Genomic DNA, 18,962 nt, shown 5'->3' on the forward strand with positions numbered 1-18,962 from the left:
GTGTCCTTCGTGAGAGAAAGAAATGTCCTTCATGAGAGAAAGAAAAGTCCTTCGTGAGAGAAAGAAATGTTCTTCGTGAGAGAAAGAAAAGTCCTTCGTGAGAGATAATACTCCCTATCGCTCTCAAGCAACCTCTTTATTACAGCAGAAAACTACCCCGAGCGAATAAGATAAGGGAGCATGATACGCATGACGGACAAGTCTAAAATCGGTCAAGACGTATAATGTTGTTTCTCTTTGGCTGTTTCTTCTTTGCTATATCGCTTTTTTTTCGTATTTTTGTAGCACCAATATAATTAAAAACAATGAATAAGTTATTTCTATCCCTTTGTTTGTTGTTGGTGAGCTTTGCGTTGTCTGCACAAGAGCGACTGCCCAAAGTGATACTCAAAGACATAGAAGGAAGGACCGTACAAACCGACACTATCTCTAATAATGGCAATCCTCTTGTTATTACCTTCTTTGCTACTTGGTGCAAGCCATGCGACCGTGAGTTGAAAAGCATTGATGAGCTTTATGATGATTGGCGCCGAGAAACAGGTGTGCGAATCGTTGCAGTATCCATTGATCAGGCTCAAAACGTCAATAAAGTGAAGCCGATGGTCGACCAGAATGGCTGGCGTTATGATGTATTACTCGACCCTAATGGTGAGTTCCGACGCTCGTTAGGTATTCTGTCAGTGCCTTATACGGTCTTACTCGATGGTCAGGGCAGGATTGTTTATAAGCATAATGGCTACACAGATGGCGCTGAGATGGAGCTATATAAGAAGGTGAAAGAGGTAGCAGGAAGGTGATTTTATGAAAAGATGGATGATGATAGGACTGCTCATAAGCCTGAGTAGTACATCGCTTTATGCACAAGAGTCCGACAAATTACACCTTTCTGGAAGTCTTCAGAGTGATATGCTGTTGGCACAAAAGGACAGCGCGACAGGCGCAGAGGCTACAGGCAGTCGTTTCCGAACGAATACTTATCTTGACTTGAGGCTTTCAAACAGATACTTTGAGGCTGGTGCAAGGTTGGAATATATGCCCCATCCACTCCCAGGATACGAGCATGACTTTAAGGGTTGGGGCGTTCCTTACGCCTACTTGAAGGGTCGTTATAAGAATGCGGAGCTTACTTTGGGTAGCTTCTATGAGCAGTTTGGCTCTGGTTTCATCCTCCGTTCGTATGAAGAACGCAGTCTTGGAATTGACAATTCATTGCAAGGTGCACGCTTGAACTATCTCCCTTGTGCGGGAGTTGCGGTCAAGTTGCTTACGGGTAGACAGCGTCGTTACTGGCATCACAATAAGAGTTGGATGACAGGAGCAGATGTGGAATGGAACATGGAAAAGTCGTTTAAGTCGCTTCAACAGCATAATACCTATATAATGTTAGGTGCTTCCTACCTTAATAAATACGAGAGAGACGAGGTGGTGATGGTCGACCCGACCCATCGGTTGCGCCTTCCTCGTTATGTCAATGCGTTCGATTTACGTCTACGAGTGCAACATCACGGCTTCAATGTATTGGCAGAAATGGCAATGAAGACGCAGGATCCTTCGCATGATAATGGTTACATCTATCGTAATGGCTATGTGGCAATGCTCTCTGGGTCCTATTCTAAGCGTGGAATGAGCCTATTGTTGCAAGCAAAACGCAGTACGAATATGGGCTTCCGAAGCCGTAGAGGGATGGAAGGTATCTCCTCTTTCATCAATCATCTACCGCCTTTCACGGTGGAGCATACCTATACCTTGGCAGCACTCTACCCTTACGCTACACGCCCCGAGGGTGAGTGGGCTTATCAAGCAACGGCAGCTTACACCTTTCCAAAGGGCTCATGGATGGGAGGAAAGTATGGAACAACAACGAAAGTGAACTTCTCTCATGTCCATTCAGTGCTTAAGAAGGGTGCAGGAGAGATGGGTACAGAGGGTTATGGTAGCCCGTTTTGGGCATGGGGGGACGCTACCTATTATCAAGATATTGATGTGCAGTTGGAGAAGCGACTCTCTAAAGCAACGAAGTTAAACCTGATGTATATGTATCAACGGTACAATCAGACCTTGTTAGAAGGGCATGGAGGAATGTTAAACACGCATATCTTCGTCGCAGATGTCAAACAGAAACTCGGAACGAACGCCATCTTGCGTGTCGAAGGGCAGTATCTTGCATCAAAAGAGGGCGATAAAGACTGGCTATTCGGGCTGGGAGAACTATCGTTCGCACCGCATTGGATGGTCACTGTGAGCGATCTCTACAATGCAGGTAACAGTCATGTGCATTACTACCAAGGCTATGTAACCTATAGCGGCGGGGCACATCGACTGCAATTAGGCTATGGTCGAACACGTGCGGGCTTTAATTGTTCGGGTGGAGTATGCCGTTATATCCCTGCAACAAAGGGTTTGACACTCTCTTATAATTATAACTTTTGATGGAAATGAGACGTTTTTATATACTTATCTTGGCTGCTGTTGCACTCTTGACAGGCTGTGATTCAGTTGGTTCTGACGAACGATTGATAGAGATTCCACCTGCAACTGTTCAGCGAAATGTACTCATAGAGGACTTTACAGGGCAGCGTTGTATCTTCTGTCCGGCAGCTTCTCAGACGATAGAAGAGCTGCAAAAACTTTATGGAGCAGACAGATTGATAGCCGTGGGCATACATGCTGGACCGCTCGCAATAAAGAGTATGGGTGGAGTTAAGGGCTTGCGCACTGATGCAGGGGATGTTTATTACAAGTATTGGGCAGTTCCTAATGTGCCGAAAGCCATTATCAATCGTCGTGGAGGCGTCCTACAGAAAGATACTTGGGCTGGGCGTATCTACGAAGAGTTCGCTCAAACGACTACAATCAATATAGCCCTTCAATGTCACTATGACGCTGCTACACGTCAAGTGAAGATTGAAACCAACTTAAAAACATTGTCCGATGATGTGAAGGGAAGGCTTCAGCTTTGGTTAGTAGAGGATAGTGTCGTGGCTCCACAGCTCTTTCCAAACAATAAGATGGATAAGGAGTATGTGCATAACCACGTGTTCCGTGCTGCTATCAATGGGGAGTGGGGAACGGAGTTAACGCTCTCTTCAATGCGAACGCACGTGGAGCAAACAACGTACACACTCCCGGAAGATGTCGTACCAGGCAATGCGTGGATTGTAGGATTCGTCTATAACGATAGCGGAGTACTGCAGGCTGTGCGCCAAAAGGTTTCTATTTCGTAAATAAATTATCATCAATTAAGTAGATAAATATAAAATGAACAATATGAAATTACGCTTACTCGTATTATTCGGACTGCTGACCAGTCTTTTAGTTAGTGCTCAAGCACAGACAAGTAACAATGATGTTGCCTTCGTGGATGCGCAAGGTAAGGTTATTCCCAACGGCACAACGGTGGTATTAAACGCTGTGAAAGATGCCATGTTCCCACCTGGATGGAAGGAAATAGCAGGTGAGGTGTATATTAAGAATACGTCGGATAAGGACCTGATAGTGACCCTTTTCAGTAGAATTAACAGCATTGATGGGGGTAATGTGACGGTTTGTGCACTCGGCGGATGTACTCCTGTAGAAGAAGGTAATAGTACAGAGATAGGAAGTCAACCGCTGTTGGCAGGCTCGGAGAAGGAGTCTATTGCGATAGAACACACTTACGAACATAGTGAGAAGGGCTCAATTACATTGAAGATTACTACTAAAGAGTCTGACTCAGAACAGCAGATAGAGGGCCCATCTATTACTATTAAGTTCGATACCAACCCAACAGCAATAGCAGGAGTAGCGTCACAGAAGGGTCTTACTTACGATGTCTTCAATACGCAAGGTTCCTTATTGTATAAGCAACTTACGTCTTTGGCAGGTCTTCCTAAGGGTCTTTACCTTGTGAGACAGCAGTCTGCAAAGGGTGTTACCACGATTAAGAAATGCGTAATTCACTAAACATTCATCTTTAAAATGCACAACCTGACATGTTACGTAAGTATTATATACAAATCATCACACTAATTGCTCTCTTCTCATACACCGTGAACGTTAAGGCACAAGAGCATATTCTCATGCCTACTGCGGGGCAGAGAGTGTATGTACCCATCACTGCAAAGAGTGTAAAAGGGAAGATGAAAGTCTCTAATATAGGTAGGACTACTATTCAGAACATAGACTATACGCTTTCTCTCAATGGGAGGGAGTTGGAGTCAAAACACTATGTATTCCCACAGGCGTTGGGACATAACGATGATGCTGTGGTTGAGGTAGATGTCCCACCATACACAGAATTAGGAGAGGACGAACTTGTCTTCACGATAACAAAGGTGAATGGGGGACGTAATGGTGCAACGATTAGCTATGCTAACCTACCGAGAATTACAGTAACAAAGGTCCCTAAGCGGAGGATAGCAGTGGAGGAATACACGGCAATGTGGTGCAGGTATTGTCCAACAGGGATTGCCCTTATGGAAAACCTGTCGCATACTTTTGGCGATGACTTCGTCGGTATTGCTGTACATGTTGATGATCCATTGACCTGTTGGGACTATTATTCAAAGGCTAAGGGGAACCGTTTTCCCACAGTTGATATGAATAGAAGCCACAAGTTAGGCTATGTCTTGGGTGTAGATGAGTTCAAAGCAGAGCAAGAAGCTGGTGCAGACATGGACCTTGAGGTGTCAGCTGTATGGGACGAGAGTAAGAACAACATTACAGTGACGCCTGTTGTTACATTCCGAGTGAACCGAGATGAGGCTCCATACGGCTTTGCCTATGTCCTAACAGAGGATGGAATGACGGACTCAAGATGGGTGCAGAACAATGCATACTCTGGTAGTCACGGAGACCGCGGAGTAACAAAGGAGTTCGACGAGATAATCGACTCTCCAGGAGAAATCCATAATCTTAAGAACAACTTTGTAGCTATTGCAGCAGAGGGGGTGAATGTTCCTGTAACAGGTCACGTCGAAGCGCCGATTAAAGCAGATACCCCACTGAACCATTCCTACGTCTTTAAAGATATTAATAGTAAGAAAGTCATACAAAAGAAAGAGAATCTTCGTGTCTGTGTCCTGCTGATTAACACACAAACGAGGCATGTTGAGAATGCAGCTAAGTGTGTTATCTCTGAACCAAAGGCCACTGGCATCTCTTCTGTTTCAGATGGTACTCGTAGCGAAGTAGTGGTAGGACGCTACACACTTGACGGTCGACGCATCACGACTCCACAAAGGGGAATTAACATCGTGAGGTACAGTGATGGGCGAGTGAGCAAAGAGGTAGTGACAAGATAAGGACTCCTTCAATATTATATAGGTGTAACCATGAATAAAGACTTAACTGATTTGTATCAGCATAAAGCGGAAGAGACGAGTACAATGCTCGTGTCTCTCCGTAGCCGTAGTCGGTTTTTTATCTTGACAGAAATCGGTTCCTTTTTAGTTGCCATTGGCTTTGTAGTTCTCTACACGCTATTGGCTGATGCGGCTTGGACACTCCTCTGTGCCGTAGCCGCCTTGTGTTTCTATCTTTACATCCGTCATCGTGACGTATTGAACGACCGAAAGATAAAGCACGGAGAGGCACTGCTGCGGGTTTATCAGAATGAGATAGACTATCAGCATGGCAATTTCTCAGGCTTTGAAGCTGGCGAACAGTATGTTTGTCCGCAACATCCTTACACCTTTGATATGGATGTCTTCGGGGCAGGATCACTGTTTCAAAGGATGAACCGCACCATCTCTACTGGTGGTAGCGACCAGTTGGCAGCCTGTCTGTCTACTGAGTGGGGACATGCGAAAAGGGAGGAACTTGTAGGACAGATACGCATGAGAATGGCTGCTATTGACGAGTTAGGACAAGACGAAACATTCTTGTCTTCCTTCAAGTCTTTGGGCGTTAAAGAGCGAATTAATACAGCAGAAGTGTTGAAAGCACTGACGGCTATTCATCAGCAGACCTTTCCAAAGATTTTCCACAACCCTCTCTTGCGTTATTTCTGTTATGCCGATTTACTCGGGTTCTACGTGAGTATCGTGCTTTCCATTATGGGTTTAGCCCCCTCTTTGCTCCCTCTATGGTGGGGAATGTTCAACTTCATGTTCTCTTTCCTTTGTGGACATAAGTACATGCGTGTCATTTCTGAACTGATAGCAAAGGTACACGCACAGGTAGATGGTTACTTGCAAGTATTGAAGTTGATTAACACGACTGAGTTTAAGTCGGCTGAACTCCAAGCGTTGAAAGCACAGCTTTCGGGTGCAGAGGCCTCCTTTGAGCAGTTAGAACTTATCTTACAAAAGATAGATAACAGAAGTAATGAGGTCGGGGTGTTTATCTTCAACAGTTTTGCCTTGATTGATCTTGCGATTGTAAGACTGTTCCTTCGTTGGCAACACACGTATGAGCAACGCACAAAAGAATGGATTGACGGTCTTAATCTCTTTGATGCTTTGGTGTCAATGGGTAACTATCGACTGAATGAAGATAGAGCAGTAAAGGCCGAAATCAGCGAGGAGAATAAGGTAGTCTACGAAGCGAAAGGTCTTTATCATCCCTTCCTTGGCGAGAAGGCTGTGGCAAACGACTTCACTATTCACGACCATGAGTATTACATCGTCACGGGTGCAAATATGGCAGGAAAGAGTACTTTCCTTCGTTCGTTAGGTATTAATTACCTCTTAGCAATGAATGGTTTGCCCGTCTTTGCAGCCGAGTTGAAGGTCTCAGCGTTCCATCTTTTTACGAGCATGCGCACCACGGACGACCTTACCCACGGTATTTCTTATTTCAATGCGGAGTTGCTTCGTTTGAAGAAACTGTTAGGCTCGTTGCATGATGACGTACCGAGTCTGATTATCTTAGACGAGATATTGAAGGGAACAAACTCCCTCGATAAGTTGAATGGGTCTCGTCTTTTCTTACAATACATCGCAGAACGCAATGTGACAGGCGTCATTGCCACGCACGACCTTGAGCTTTCAAAGATGGAGAACGAGTATGAGGGGCTTTTTCATAACTATTGTTTTGAGATAGAATTAGGTGAGGATATCACCTATTCGTATAAGATTACCAAGGGAGTAGCCCGTAATCAGAATGCGACATACTTGCTGAAAGGAATCTTAAAGCCCAATGTCTTTTGAATAGTCGAGTAAGTTGAGGGCAGGATAAGATAGTTGGTGAGCGGCTATCCTATCGTTTTCAGCGTGTTTAATAAGGATAAATAATAAGCTAAATCGACTATTAGGACTGGTCGACTTTAGCTTGTTTTCGAATTCTTTTCATGAAGAGAAATATTTCTTTTCACGATAAAAAATATTTATGTTCATGAAGAAAAATATTTCTTTTCATGAACATAATTCAGTCTTAGTGATGTTAACTAATTTAATTCGCCTACTCAGTTGGAAGAATAAAGCGTTCGATGACATGTGCCACACCATCTTCTTCATTCGATAAGGTGACGAAATCGGCCTCTTTCTGTATGTCTTCTGCAGCGTTCGCCATCGCTACACCGAGTCCTGCAAAGCGTATCATACTAAGGTCGTTATATCCGTCACCGCAGGCGATAACCTCCTCGCGGCTAATACCGAGCGACGAGATGAGACGATTGAGAGAGCGGGCTTTGTCGATGCCGAGCGGTACACACTCAAGGAAAAAGTCGGCCGAACGATAGACATCCATCCTCCCTTCCAACTCTTTAGACAATCTTAATTCTAACTCATGGAGTGGGGTAGGGTCGCCAACAATGAGACATTTGTTGATAGGATAGACCAACTGATGAAGGAAATCATCGTATTGCATGACGGGCATCTTATTGATGAAAGCCTCGTGTTGTACGTATTTATCGTCTTTGTTGGTAGCCGCAATACCCTCCCCTTGGTAGGTTAGGATTTCCATATTAGCTTTCTTCGCTTCTTGATAGAGCAGAGGAACAAGCTGCTCGTCCAACTTCTGTTCAAAAAGAACGTTGTTGTTCGTGCAGTCGATAATCTTTCCTCCATTGAAGGCGAGGATATAACCGTTGTTTTCTTTCAGTTTTAACTCCTCCGCCAAAGGGACGATACCGTATGTAGGGCGGCCAGATGCCAGTACGACATGCACTCCAGCAGCCTGTGCCAGCATGAGGGCTTGCTGGGTGTGAGGGGTTATGAGTTTTCTATTGTTGGTCAGTGTGCCGTCCAAGTCGAGCACTATCATCTTATACTTCATATTGCTTTAATACTTTATTCTTTGTATTTTCGGTTGTGGAAAACATCTAATTCTTATTGAGACGCATGAATCTCTTTGCAAAGGTACGGCTTTTTATGAAGTAAAGGCCGTGTTTCTCTTGATATAAACCAAAAACTTTCAAAAAGTAGACGACCGATATAATAAATCGTAGGCGAAAGCGTTTATACAGCGAATTAACCATTCTAAAGACATTAAAGTCAGGATAAATAAATATTAATTAAAATCGAAGAGAGTTATGAAGAAGTATTTAGCTGAGATGATCGGTACAATGGTATTGGTCCTCATGGGCTGTGGCGCAGCTGTATCTTTGGGTTGTGACCCTGTTAACAATCAAGCAGCTGTAGTTGGAACAGCCATTGCGTTTGGTCTTTCTGTAGTCGCAATGGCTTACACGATAGGGGGTATCTCTGGTTGTCATATTAATCCAGCGATTACACTCGGTGTCTTCCTTAGTGGTCGTATGAGTGCGAAAGACTGCGTGATGTACATGTTGTTCCAGTTTATTGGCGGTCTGATAGGTGCAGCACTACTGTTCCTCCTTGTCACGAATGCCGGTAGTAGCTTTGCAGCTGCAGGTGCAGGCTTAGGCGCAAATGGGTTGCAAGAAGGGATAAGTGTCGTAAGTGGCCTACTTGCAGAGATTATCTTTACATGCGTATTCGTACTTGTAGTATTGGGTACAACGTCAAAGACCAATGGTACAACAGGTAAGTTTGCAGGATTAGCAATAGGTTTGTCGCTCATCCTCGTACACCTTGTATGTATTCGTTATACAGGAACATCAGTCAACCCAGCACGTTCATTTGGTCCAGCTTTGTTTGTTAAGCTCGCAGGAGGTCCTTCCGCAGCATGGAGTAACCTATGGATATTCATCGTCGGACCGTTTGTTGGCGGTGCAATAGCGTCCGTCATTTGGCGAGTTCTCGACTCTTCAGAGAAGTAATAGAATAGGCTTATTAGACAGACGGTGCTAATAAGCCTATTAATCTATAATCTTGAGGCAACGAGTATTTGTTAGGGATTTTAACACTTAAAGGCTATTAAATATGTGTGATGTCTTGGTTATGAGAAAATAAAACCGTACTTTTGCAAATACAAAATAGGTATAGACTTATTAATTTTAATTTTTTAAGCATAATAGAAATTATGGTAGTAGATTACAAGAAATTAGGTCTCGTGAACACACGTGAGATGTTCAAGAGAGCAATCAAAGGCGGTTATGCTATCCCAGCATTCAACTTTAATAACCTTGAGCAGCTTCAGGCTATTATCAAAGCATCTTCTGAGTTGAGATCACCTGTTATTCTTCAGGTATCTAAGGGTGCTCGTAAGTATGCTAACCAGACGCTACTTCGTTACCTCGCAGAGGGTGCTGTAGAGTATGCAAAGGAGTTGGGTTGCCATCATCCAGAGATTGTACTTCACCTTGACCACGGTGATAGCTTCGAGACATGTAAGTCTTGTGTAGACTTCGGCTTCTCTTCTGTGATGATTGATGGTTCTGCTCTTCCATACGAGGAGAATATTGCTTTGACAAAGAAGGTTGTTGAATATGCACATCAGTATGATGTAACTGTTGAGGCTGAGCTCGGTGTTCTCGCTGGTGTTGAGGATGACGTTGTTGCTGAGGTATCTCACTATACAAAGCCAGAAGAGGTTGTTGACTTCGCTACTCGCACTGGTTGTGACTCTTTGGCTATCTCAATCGGTACTTCTCATGGTGCTTACAAGTTCACTCCAGAGCAGTGTACACGTGACCCAAAGACTGGCCGTTTGATTCCTCCTCCATTGGCTTTCGACGTTCTCGCAGCTATCGAGAAGCAGCTCCCAGGCTTCCCAATCGTTCTCCACGGTTCTTCTTCTGTTCCTCAGGAGTATGTTGACATCATCAACGAACACGGTGGTAAGTTGCCAAACGCTGTAGGTATCCCAGAGGATCAGCTTCGTCAGGCTGCTAAGAGTGCTGTATGTAAGATTAACATCGACTCTGACTCTCGTCTTGCCTTTACTGCTGGCGTTCGTCAAACATTTGATGAACATCCTGAGTACTTCGATCCACGTCAGTACTGTGGTAAGGCTCGTGAGTACATGGAGGACCTTTACAAGCACAAGATCACTGATGTTCTTGGTTCTGATAACAAGCTCGTTAACTGCGACTAATCGTCAGTTGAGATCAGTTTGATTAGATATAAAAATAAGCGGCAGTTCCTTTTGGAGTTGCCGCTTTTTGGTTGTTTCGTTTTCTAAGAGACGATGTCTCGTAGGCTGATACCTTATTATAATAGGCTACGGGTGGGTGATTGGCTAATCATCCAAGAGCTTAAAGGCCTTAGGAAGATAGTTGATGATATCACTTGCAACAAGGCTCTCCTTACCTAAGTCTTTAGCGGCTAAGTCGCCAGCAAGGCCGTGTAAGTACATTCCCACCATACAAGCGTTCTGTTGATGATAGCCACGTGCAAGGAGGGCAGTGATGATGCCGGTGAGTACATCACCACTTCCAGCTGTTGCCATACCGCTATTACCAGTGGCGTTGAAGATAACGTTACCATTAGGAAGGCATAGTGCACTGTTATGTCCTTTAAGTATAATGTAGGCTTGTAACGACTTTGCCAACTCACGTGTACGGTGGAGACGCTCGTAATCAGCATTGGCTGGAGAGCCTGTCAGGCGGTCGAGTTCCCTCGCATGAGGTGTCATTATGATTCCCTTTGGTAGTTGTTGCATCCATGCACGATGGCTTGCAAGGATGTTCAAAGCATCCGCATCTGCAACAATAGGGCATTGCGCACGTCTTATCTGTGCTATCATCGCAATTGCTGTAGGCTCTTGTCTGCCCAAGCCAGGCCCAATGGCTAATGCATCAAAGTCATCTGTATCAACGGCTTCGGTAAAGGCTGTCTCCTCGTGGTCCATCTGTAAGACTGCTTCAGGGACTGCAATCTGCATGATGTCGTAGTTCTTCTTGGGTGTATGTACGGTGGTCTTGCCCACACCACAGCGTAGACAAGCACGAGCAGACAATATTGCTGCCCCCGACATACCATAACTACCAGCTATGATAAGCGCATTCCCCATGTCTCCCTTGTGTGAGAAATCGTCTCGATGGATAAGACGTGAACGAATGTCGCTCTCTTCTAATACATAATACTGTGCTTCAGTCTTCTGAATAAACTCCTGACTTAAACGAATGTCAAGTACTTTCAGTCTACCAATAAACTGCTGTGCATCAGCGAAAAGGAAGGAGAGTTTCCGCTCGTGGAGGGTCAGCGTGAGTGTAGCATGGATGATATTGGCACGTACGTTATAGGTGTTGTCTTCAGACATCAGGCCTGATGGCACATCAATACTTACAATCTTTGCAGGACTCTGATTGATATATTTCACCAAAGAAGCAAATCCTCCAGCCAAAGGCTTGTTGAGTCCAGATCCGAAGAGACCGTCAATAACCAAAGTGTCAGCGGTCAGCTCTGGTGGATCAAACTTTGCTGTAATCTCCGTAAAGTCCTTTGCATGCTTACCATCAAGCAGTCGCTGACGGTTTGTTACGCAGTCTTCCGATAGATGATTGGTGATATTAAAGAGGTATGTACTTACCTTATACCCTTCATTTATCAGTAATCTGGCCACAGCAAGAGCGTCCCCACCATTGTTGCCGGGGCCTGCAAAGACAACAATTGGCGTGTTTGTAGACCATTCCTCAGTGATAGCACGAGTAATAGCCTTGGCTGCACGTTCCATTAAGTCAATTGACTTGATTGGTTCATGCTCTATAGTGTATCTGTCCAGTTCGTGAATCTGGGCACTTGTAAATATCTTCATAACGATGGCAAATTTACAAAATAAATGCGGATAGTTTGGTATTATTTTCGTAATTTTGCGCTAAATTATAAATAAAGAAGCATGAGTCGCGTAACAATTAAGGATAAAACGTTTGAGACATCTATACCAGAAGCGGAGATTCTGGATAGGGTGAAACAGGTAGCAGAGCGTATTAATAAGGATTTTGAAGGTAAGAAACCATTGTTCCTTGCCGTGTTGAATGGTTCTTTTATGTATGCCTCTGACTTGATGAAGAATATCACTATCCCATGTGAAATATCTTTTGTCAAGTTAGCCTCTTATCAGGGTGTTACTTCAACAGGCACTATCAAGGAGATTATCGGTTTGAATGAAGACATCCGTGGCAGGGAGGTCATCATTGTAGAAGATATTGTTGATACAGGTGCAACGATGAAGCGTATGCTCGAGACACTTGGTACACGTGAGCCAGCAGGACTACATATTACAACCTTACTATTGAAGCCAGGTAAGCTTACAGTACCTTTGAACATAGAGTATGCAGCTATTGAAATACCAAACGACTTTATTGTTGGCTATGGACTCGACTACGATCAAGAGGGTCGTAACTTAAGGGATATATACACATTAGTACAAGAATAATGAAGAATATTGTGATTTTTGGTGCGCCAGGTGCAGGTAAAGGCACTCAGAGCGACAGGATGATTGAGGAGTATGGGTTCGGTCATATCTCTACAGGTGACGTACTTCGTAATGAGATAAAGAATGGTACAGAACTCGGTAAAACGGCAAAAGGCTACATTGACAATGGTCAGCTCATTCCAGACGAGTTGATGATAGACATCCTTGCAAGCGTCTATGACAGCTTTGGAAAGGAGCATAAGGGAGTTATCTTCGATGGTTTCCCACGCACTATCCCACAAGCAGAAGCATTGAAGAAGATGCTGGCTGAGCGTGGTCACAACGTAGCAGCAATGATTGAACTATTTGTTCCAGAGGAAGAGTTGATGAAGCGTCTACTTCTCCGTGGACAGCAGAGTGGTCGTTCAGACGATAACGAGGAGACTATTAAGAAGCGTCTTAACGTGTATCACAATCAGACTTCTCCATTAATCGACTGGTACAAGGGTGAGAATATCCACCATCATGTGGAAGGTCTCGGAACTGTAGATGATATCTTCGCACGTATTGCGTCTGTTATTGAAGAACTTTAATATACTGGCTGATAGGTGTTAGGTATGGGCAGATACTATATGTATTGTCTTTTCCTAAAGCCTATCAGCTTTTTGCTAATTAGACCTTAAATAATAAAAGGTCAGTTGATATAAACGATTATTCATACTATTCTCTAACATTCATCACTTGCTATGGCTGATTCGAATTTTGTTGATTATGTAAAGATATACTGCCGCTCTGGTAAGGGAGGTAGAGGTTCCATGCACCTTCGTCATGTGAAGTATAACCCTAATGGAGGCCCAGATGGTGGCGACGGTGGCAAAGGTGGAAGCGTTTATCTGCGTGGTAACCACAATTATTGGACGCTGTTGCACTTGAAGTTTCAGCGTCACATTTATGCTGAACATGGTGGTAATGGTGGTCGTGACAAGTGTCATGGTACGGATGGTAAGGATGTTTATATCGACGTTCCCTGTGGTACTGTTGTCTATGATGCCGAGACGGGCAAGTATGTCTGTGATGTTATGCACGACGGACAGACGGTATTGCTGTTGAAAGGTGGACGTGGTGGATTGGGTAACTTTCAGTTCCGTACATCCACAAATCAGGCTCCCCGTTATGCACAACCAGGTGAACCAATGCAGGAGATGACTGTTATTCTTGAGTTGAAGTTGCTCGCTGATGTCGGTCTGGTGGGTTTTCCGAATGCAGGTAAGTCTACTTTGCTTTCTTCTCTCTCAAGTGCAAAGCCCAAGATAGCCAACTATCCCTTCACAACAATGGAACCTTCGTTAGGAATTGTCAGCTATCGTGACAACCAGAGCTTCGTGATGGCCGATATTCCAGGTATCATTGAAGGGGCAAGCGAAGGTAAGGGACTCGGCTTGCGCTTCCTCCGTCATATCGAGCGCAACTCCCTTCTCCTCTTTATGGTACCAGGGGATACAGACGACATCAAGCGCGAGTATGAGATACTACTTAATGAGTTGCAGCAGTTTAATCCTGAGATGCTCGACAAGCACCGTGTTTTAGCGGTAACAAAGAGCGACCTTCTTGATGATGAACTCATTGAGATGCTGCGCGAGACATTGCCAACCGACCTTCCTGTAGTCTTCATTTCAGCAGTTACTGGACAAGGTCTTGATGAGCTGAAGGATATTCTATGGAGGGAACTGAACGCTGAGAGTAATAAGCTACAGGGTATTCTCTCAGAAGACACACTTGTCCATCGTGATAAGGATATGTCACGTTTTGCAGCCGAGTTAGCGGCTGAGGATGCTGATATAGATGATGTAGAAGAGGTTGGAATAGACGAGTTAGATGAGGTGGAAGACCTCGAAGATTTTGAATATACGGATGATTAAGCCTGTTCTACATTACTTTAATCTTGCCGACGAGGTAGTCTGCTTTAGTACTACCCGCCATGGCGGTGTTAGCAAGGGGAAACTTGCAACACTCAATATCAACCCTCATCGGGGGGATGACCCATCTGCTGTAGCTGAAAATCTGCAGGCCGTAGCTGCAGAGATTGGCGTCAAAGCAGATAAGATTGTCCGTCTTCATCAGATACATGAGACGCACTGTCTTACCGTGACGGATGATTTCTTCCATCTTTCAGCCGCTGAACAGTATGAGAGGGAAGAAGGGAAAGATGCTGTCGTTACCGATTGTCGTAACGTTTGCATTGGTGTTCATACGGCCGATTGTGTTCCTATTCTTTTTTACGACCCCGTTCACTCTGCTATTGGGGCAGCCCATGCCGGTTGGCGTGGCACGGTGCAACGTATCGCTCAACATACACTTCGTAAGATGACAGAACTGTACGGTACCAACCCAAAGGAGCTTAAGGCGGTTGTAGGACCATGTATCTCATTAAAGAACTTTGAGGTTGGTCAGGAGGTATATGACGCCTTTTCTGAAGCAGGCTTCCCTATGGAACGTATTGCACGGATGTATGAGAAATGGCATATCGACCTTCCGCTCTGTAATCAACTTCAATTAGAAGAACTCGGTGTACCAACTGCTAACATCCTTCAGGCGGCTATCTGCACCTATGATAATGCTTCAGAATTCTTCTCAGCACGTATTCTAAAGGAGGGATTTGGCACTATTTACACTGGTATAGCCCTGCGATAAATTTCCGCATGACGTGTTGTCACATATTTATTGTCATGTAAATAAATATTTCTTGTCGTGAAAATAAATCTTTCTTGTCGTGAAGAAAAATATTTCTTATCATGAAAAGAATTCGAGAAGGGTGTTTGTGTAAGTGGTGTTGAGCGTTCAGATCGGGATATAATAAGGTGAGGAAATGTGATTGAAAGGCATGTCTTTGTGAATAATTTAGTATCTTTGCTGTCTAAGGAGACGTTTATTCCGTACCGAGATATTTGTTGTATCGTATGAAGAAAATCGTGTTTTTCCTATCAATATGTATGCTTTTGGTTGCATGTACAGACAAGCGACAAGGACAGATAGCGAAAGTTCTCTTTCTATTGAATAGGACAGGAACATACTATGAAAGGTCTAATGCTGATAGTAGACAGTGTTATCTCAATGTTGATAGTTTGTTGGATTGTATAGACACAACTAATATAAAGACGTCCAAAGGGGCAAGAGCCTTTCCTATTGTGCAGCCTTTGTTAGACTCATTATGTACTACAAAAGAACTTTGTGAACTCACAAGTAGGAGCTATTCCGCAGTCGTTCGTCTTGCTGCCACAGATGCTCTGATACGTCGAAAGTATGTACATTTAGAAGACATATTGCTTTCGAATTATACAGATACGACGAGGATAGGTGTCTGTTCAGGCGATGTTGGGTGGGAAGAACGTGTTGGTAGTGTGTTCTTACGTAATGTTCAGTCGTGTAGAAAAAAGGCGGTCATTAGTAAAGAAGATTCTTTGCGCAATGACTCATTAGCACTTTATGCAGTAGGATTGTCCAATTATCTATATACCAGAAGACTCTTATTACGACTCCCACCGAAGGCGAGTTATTACGCAAGAATAAAGGAGATTGTGCTTAAGGAGCAAACCTATCAAGCGTTGAAAGCCTTAGCTCGCTTTCGTAGAGAGGGAGATAAAGCGATTTTAATGAGTGCTTTGTCTCGTTATGCAAACGAGGAAGAGGATGTAGAAAGTGAAGATGATGAAACCAATAACGCCTTGTTGGCGGTTACGGTTTGGCCTTGTCAGGAATTTATCCCGATGTTGATGCGTATCCGAGACGATGAGGTTAAGAAGGATAATAATAGTATGCTGCCACGTAGCAAATACTTATTTGAGGCTGTAATGGCCTACAACAACCAGTGGGCCTACAACTTTATTGACGCAACACTTGCCTTGTCATCAAAAAAGAACGACCGTGAGTATAGCTCTGATATAACGATGGCAACAAACTTCCATTCGGCTATGTTGTCTCATTATAATCCTCGTTTTGCCAGCTTATTAAGGAAGTATCCTGGTGAAGACTTTGGTGATGGCTATGAATAGACAGCCGTTTCATCAATAACAAACGCCCTCATTTCTCCAAATCCCTTTGATAGGGGCGGACAAACGAGGGCGTTTGTTGATTTATTTACTTGTGTCGGTTGGCACGTTGCTGACGGTATTTCGCCTTCTGCTTAGCACTGCCAGAGCCATGAGCACCAGTTATATATTTCTTTTTCTTGGCTTTGGTTTTCACCTTGCCATCATCGGTCTTGGGTTTCGAGGCACCTCGAAAGACCACTCCACTCTCGATGATTTCATCTATATCGCTCATATTTAATCTCTTTAATGATGGAATAAACGAACGCCTGTAAAGGCCATTGCGATGTTATACTTATCACATGTGTCGATGACATGGTCGTCACGAATACTCCCTCCGGCCTGTGCTATATACTTTACACCACTCTTGTGCGCACGCTCAATATTGTCGCCAAATGGGAAGAATGCGTCAGAACCAAGTGCAACACCAGTGTTTTTGGCAATCCACTCCTTACGCTCTTCACGTGTCAGAGGCTCTGGACATTCTGTAAAGAACTGTTGCCATACGCCATCTTGCAGCACGTCTTCATACTCGTCAGAGATGTAGATGTTGATAGTATTGTCCCTATCAGCACGGCGAATATCCTTCTTGAATGGGAGGTTCATAACCTTTGGGCACTGACGTAGCCACCATTCGTCAGCCTTATTACCAGCTAAACGGGTACAGTGGATGCGACTCTGCTGTCCAGCCCCAATCCCTATAGCTTGTCCATCAGCCACATAACAAACCGAATTACTCTGAGTATATTTCAAAGTAATCAACGATATGATAAGATCTCGCTTGGCATTCGCAGTGAAAGTCTTGTTCTTTGTAGGAATGTTCTCGAAGAGCTTGGGGTCATCAAGCTTCACTTCGTTGCGCCCTTGTTCAAAGGTAATACCGAAGACTTGCTTTCTCTCGATAGGAGCAGGTACATAGTCAGGGTCAATCTTGATAACATTGTATGTCCCCTTACGCTTCGCCTTTAGAATCTCTAAAGCCTCCGGAGTATAGTCAGGGGCTATCACACCGTCGCTAACCTCACGTTTGATAAGTAGCGCAGTCTCCTTGTCGCAGGTGTCACTAAGGGCACAGAAGTCACCGTATGAGCACATACGGTCGGCTCCACGAGCACGTGCATAGGCACTGGCAAGCGGTGTAAGCTCGAAGTCAACATCATCGACAAAGTAAATCTTCTTGAGTGTCTCACTCAAAGGAAGACCTACTGCAGCGCCAGCTGGGCTGACATGCTTGAATGATGCGGCTGCAGGAAGACCCGTAGCAGCCTTCAGCTCCTTAACAAGCTGCCAACTGTTGAGTGCATCAAGAAAGTTAATGTAGCCTGGACGACCACTGAGAACTGTGATGGGGAGTTCGCCTTCCTCCATATAGATACGTGAAGGCTTCTGGTTCGGATTGCATCCGTACTTAAGAGCTAATTCTTTCATATAACTTATGTGGTATATGTAAATGGTTATGCAAAGGTAAGGAAAAATAATGGAATACGTTGTTACGGTCGTTGTTTTTAAGTAAAATAGCCCTTCAGGTTTGTTTCTTTTGAAAGAAATCATTACTTTTACACTCGATAAAAATTAATCTTTGGAGCATAGAGGGCTGTCTTGTCATTGACTATACACCCTCGGCTACCTTTAATCCCTTACAAATTATAATAGATATGCAAGCATTACACACAGACAAGGCACCTGCTGCAGTAGGTCCTTACAGCCAGGCCATCGAGGCTAACGGTTTCATTTTCGCATCTGGTCAGCTCCCTATTGACCCAGCTACCAATGCTTTCGCTGAAGGAGGTGTGAAGGAACAGACACGCCAATCACTCACGAATGCACGTAACGTGTTGGCTTCTGCTGGTGTTGACCTGTCTCATGTCGTTAAGACAACAGTATTCCTTTCAGATATGGAGAACTTCGCAGCGATGAATGAGGTTTATGCTGAGTTCTTCAAGGAACCTTATCCTGCCCGCTCAGCCTTCGCTGTCAAAGCTTTGCCAAAGGGTGCACTCGTTGAGGTGGAGTGCATTGCTGTGAAGTAAGGTGGTGTGATTTATCTAATCGCATGCTCTTAGCTTGTGGGGAGGATGGTCTGTTCTCTCATGGAATGGCACAGATGTTTACATACGAGTAACGCTCATCTGGATTTATCCCAATCGTTTTGATGTAAATAATTTTCACCTCTCTCGGAAACAGTATATGCCCTTCAAGCTAAGAGAAGAGGCCTAATTAGATTGCAGAATATGCCCT

The 18,962-nt window shown here is 44.2% G+C and carries 17 protein-coding genes and 1 pseudogene; 14 read left to right on the plus strand and 4 right to left on the minus strand.

The genetic code is table 11. From position 1 onward, the window contains the following. Nucleotides 1-305 precede the first annotated feature (305 nt). The 6 genes from CHB62_RS02055 to CHB62_RS02080 are packed head-to-tail and all read left to right on the plus strand — an operon-like array spanning nucleotide 306 to nucleotide 7,130. Nucleotides 306-797, plus strand: coding sequence for a TlpA family protein disulfide reductase (locus CHB62_RS02055; protein ID WP_089365503.1), 492 nt, complete (start codon nucleotides 306-308; stop codon nucleotides 795-797). A 4-nt stretch (nucleotides 798-801) separates the two neighbouring features. Then, the gene (locus CHB62_RS02060) at nucleotides 802-2,430 is read left to right on the plus strand and encodes a DUF6029 family protein (protein ID WP_089365504.1); all 1,629 of its coding nucleotides are present in this window, start codon (nucleotides 802-804) and stop codon (nucleotides 2,428-2,430) included. Nucleotides 2,431-2,435: 5 nt separating this feature from the next. Beyond that, nucleotides 2,436-3,224 carry an Omp28 family outer membrane lipoprotein gene (locus CHB62_RS02065; protein WP_089365567.1) on the plus strand — a complete coding sequence of 263 codons (789 nt, stop codon included), beginning with the start codon at nucleotides 2,436-2,438 and terminating at the stop codon, nucleotides 3,222-3,224. Between the two features lie 43 nt (nucleotides 3,225-3,267). Beyond that, entirely contained in the window at nucleotides 3,268-3,942 is a 675-nt protein-coding gene (locus CHB62_RS02070) for a hypothetical protein (protein WP_089365568.1), read from the plus strand. Nucleotides 3,943-3,971: 29 nt separating this feature from the next. Further along, entirely contained in the window at nucleotides 3,972-5,282 is a 1,311-nt protein-coding gene (locus tag CHB62_RS02075) for a thioredoxin family protein (protein WP_089365505.1), read from the plus strand. A 30-nt stretch (nucleotides 5,283-5,312) separates the two neighbouring features. Then, a complete protein-coding gene (locus CHB62_RS02080; RefSeq protein ID WP_089365506.1) occupies nucleotides 5,313-7,130 on the plus strand; it encodes a MutS-related protein in 1,818 nt (605 codons plus the stop codon). A 250-nt stretch (nucleotides 7,131-7,380) separates the two neighbouring features. On the opposite strand, the gene CHB62_RS02085 is transcribed toward CHB62_RS02080, so the two are convergent. After that, the gene (locus CHB62_RS02085; RefSeq protein WP_089365507.1) at nucleotides 7,381-8,196 is read right to left on the minus strand and encodes a Cof-type HAD-IIB family hydrolase; all 816 of its coding nucleotides are present in this window, start codon (nucleotides 8,194-8,196) and stop codon (nucleotides 7,381-7,383) included. A 253-nt stretch (nucleotides 8,197-8,449) separates the two neighbouring features. On the opposite strand from CHB62_RS02085, the pseudogene CHB62_RS02090 reads away from it, so the two are divergent. Both CHB62_RS02090 and CHB62_RS02095 read left to right on the plus strand, forming a co-directional pair. Beyond that, nucleotides 8,450-9,160: pseudogene (locus tag CHB62_RS02090) on the plus strand (MIP/aquaporin family protein); the annotation flags it as partial. Nucleotides 9,161-9,363: 203 nt separating this feature from the next. Further along, on the plus strand, nucleotides 9,364-10,377 hold the full coding sequence (locus CHB62_RS02095; RefSeq protein ID WP_009012217.1) for a class II fructose-bisphosphate aldolase: 1,014 nt from the start codon (nucleotides 9,364-9,366) through the stop codon (nucleotides 10,375-10,377). A 144-nt stretch (nucleotides 10,378-10,521) separates the two neighbouring features. On the opposite strand, the gene CHB62_RS02100 is transcribed toward CHB62_RS02095, so the two are convergent. Then, complete coding sequence (locus CHB62_RS02100) at nucleotides 10,522-12,039, minus strand: NAD(P)H-hydrate dehydratase (RefSeq protein WP_089365509.1); 1,518 nt, start codon at nucleotides 12,037-12,039, stop codon at nucleotides 10,522-10,524. Nucleotides 12,040-12,120: 81 nt separating this feature from the next. Here CHB62_RS02100 and hpt point away from each other — a divergent pair, with 81 nt between their 5' ends. The 5 genes from hpt to CHB62_RS02125 all read left to right on the plus strand — a co-directional run bounded on the left by hpt (nucleotide 12,121) and on the right by CHB62_RS02125 (nucleotide 16,688). Beyond that, complete coding sequence (hpt, locus tag CHB62_RS02105) at nucleotides 12,121-12,660, plus strand: hypoxanthine phosphoribosyltransferase (protein ID WP_009012219.1); 540 nt, start codon at nucleotides 12,121-12,123, stop codon at nucleotides 12,658-12,660. After that, the gene (locus CHB62_RS02110) at nucleotides 12,660-13,232 is read left to right on the plus strand and encodes an adenylate kinase (RefSeq protein ID WP_089365510.1); all 573 of its coding nucleotides are present in this window, start codon (nucleotides 12,660-12,662) and stop codon (nucleotides 13,230-13,232) included. The genes hpt and CHB62_RS02110 overlap by 1 nt, the downstream gene beginning before the upstream one ends. Before the next feature lie 153 nt (nucleotides 13,233-13,385). After that, on the plus strand, nucleotides 13,386-14,558 hold the full coding sequence (obgE, locus tag CHB62_RS02115; protein ID WP_009012221.1) for a GTPase ObgE: 1,173 nt from the start codon (nucleotides 13,386-13,388) through the stop codon (nucleotides 14,556-14,558). Then, the gene (gene pgeF, locus CHB62_RS02120) at nucleotides 14,551-15,330 is read left to right on the plus strand and encodes a peptidoglycan editing factor PgeF (RefSeq protein ID WP_089365511.1); all 780 of its coding nucleotides are present in this window, start codon (nucleotides 14,551-14,553) and stop codon (nucleotides 15,328-15,330) included. The genes obgE and pgeF overlap by 8 nt, the downstream gene beginning before the upstream one ends. A 266-nt stretch (nucleotides 15,331-15,596) precedes the next feature. Beyond that, complete coding sequence (locus CHB62_RS02125) at nucleotides 15,597-16,688, plus strand: hypothetical protein (protein ID WP_254919361.1); 1,092 nt, start codon at nucleotides 15,597-15,599, stop codon at nucleotides 16,686-16,688. A gap of 85 nt (nucleotides 16,689-16,773) precedes the next feature. Here the strand turns inward: CHB62_RS02125 and CHB62_RS02130 are convergent, their stop codons facing one another. Together CHB62_RS02130 and CHB62_RS02135 are read right to left on the minus strand one after the other, a co-directional pair. Next, the gene (locus tag CHB62_RS02130; RefSeq protein ID WP_089365513.1) at nucleotides 16,774-16,959 is read right to left on the minus strand and encodes a hypothetical protein; all 186 of its coding nucleotides are present in this window, start codon (nucleotides 16,957-16,959) and stop codon (nucleotides 16,774-16,776) included. Nucleotides 16,960-16,970: 11 nt separating this feature from the next. Then, nucleotides 16,971-18,275: a phosphoribosylaminoimidazolecarboxamide formyltransferase gene (locus CHB62_RS02135; protein WP_089365514.1), complete on the minus strand. Its 1,305-nt coding sequence runs from the start codon at nucleotides 18,273-18,275 to the stop codon at nucleotides 16,971-16,973. Between the two features lie 104 nt (nucleotides 18,276-18,379). Between CHB62_RS02135 and CHB62_RS02140 the strand changes: the two genes are divergently transcribed. Further along, nucleotides 18,380-18,754 carry a RidA family protein gene (locus tag CHB62_RS02140; RefSeq protein ID WP_009012227.1) on the plus strand — a complete coding sequence of 125 codons (375 nt, stop codon included), beginning with the start codon at nucleotides 18,380-18,382 and terminating at the stop codon, nucleotides 18,752-18,754. The last annotated feature ends 208 nt before the right edge of the window (nucleotides 18,755-18,962 follow it).

It is taken from the genome of Prevotella jejuni, from assembly GCF_900187995.1.
In the GTDB taxonomy this organism is placed as follows: domain Bacteria; phylum Bacteroidota; class Bacteroidia; order Bacteroidales; family Bacteroidaceae; genus Prevotella; species Prevotella jejuni.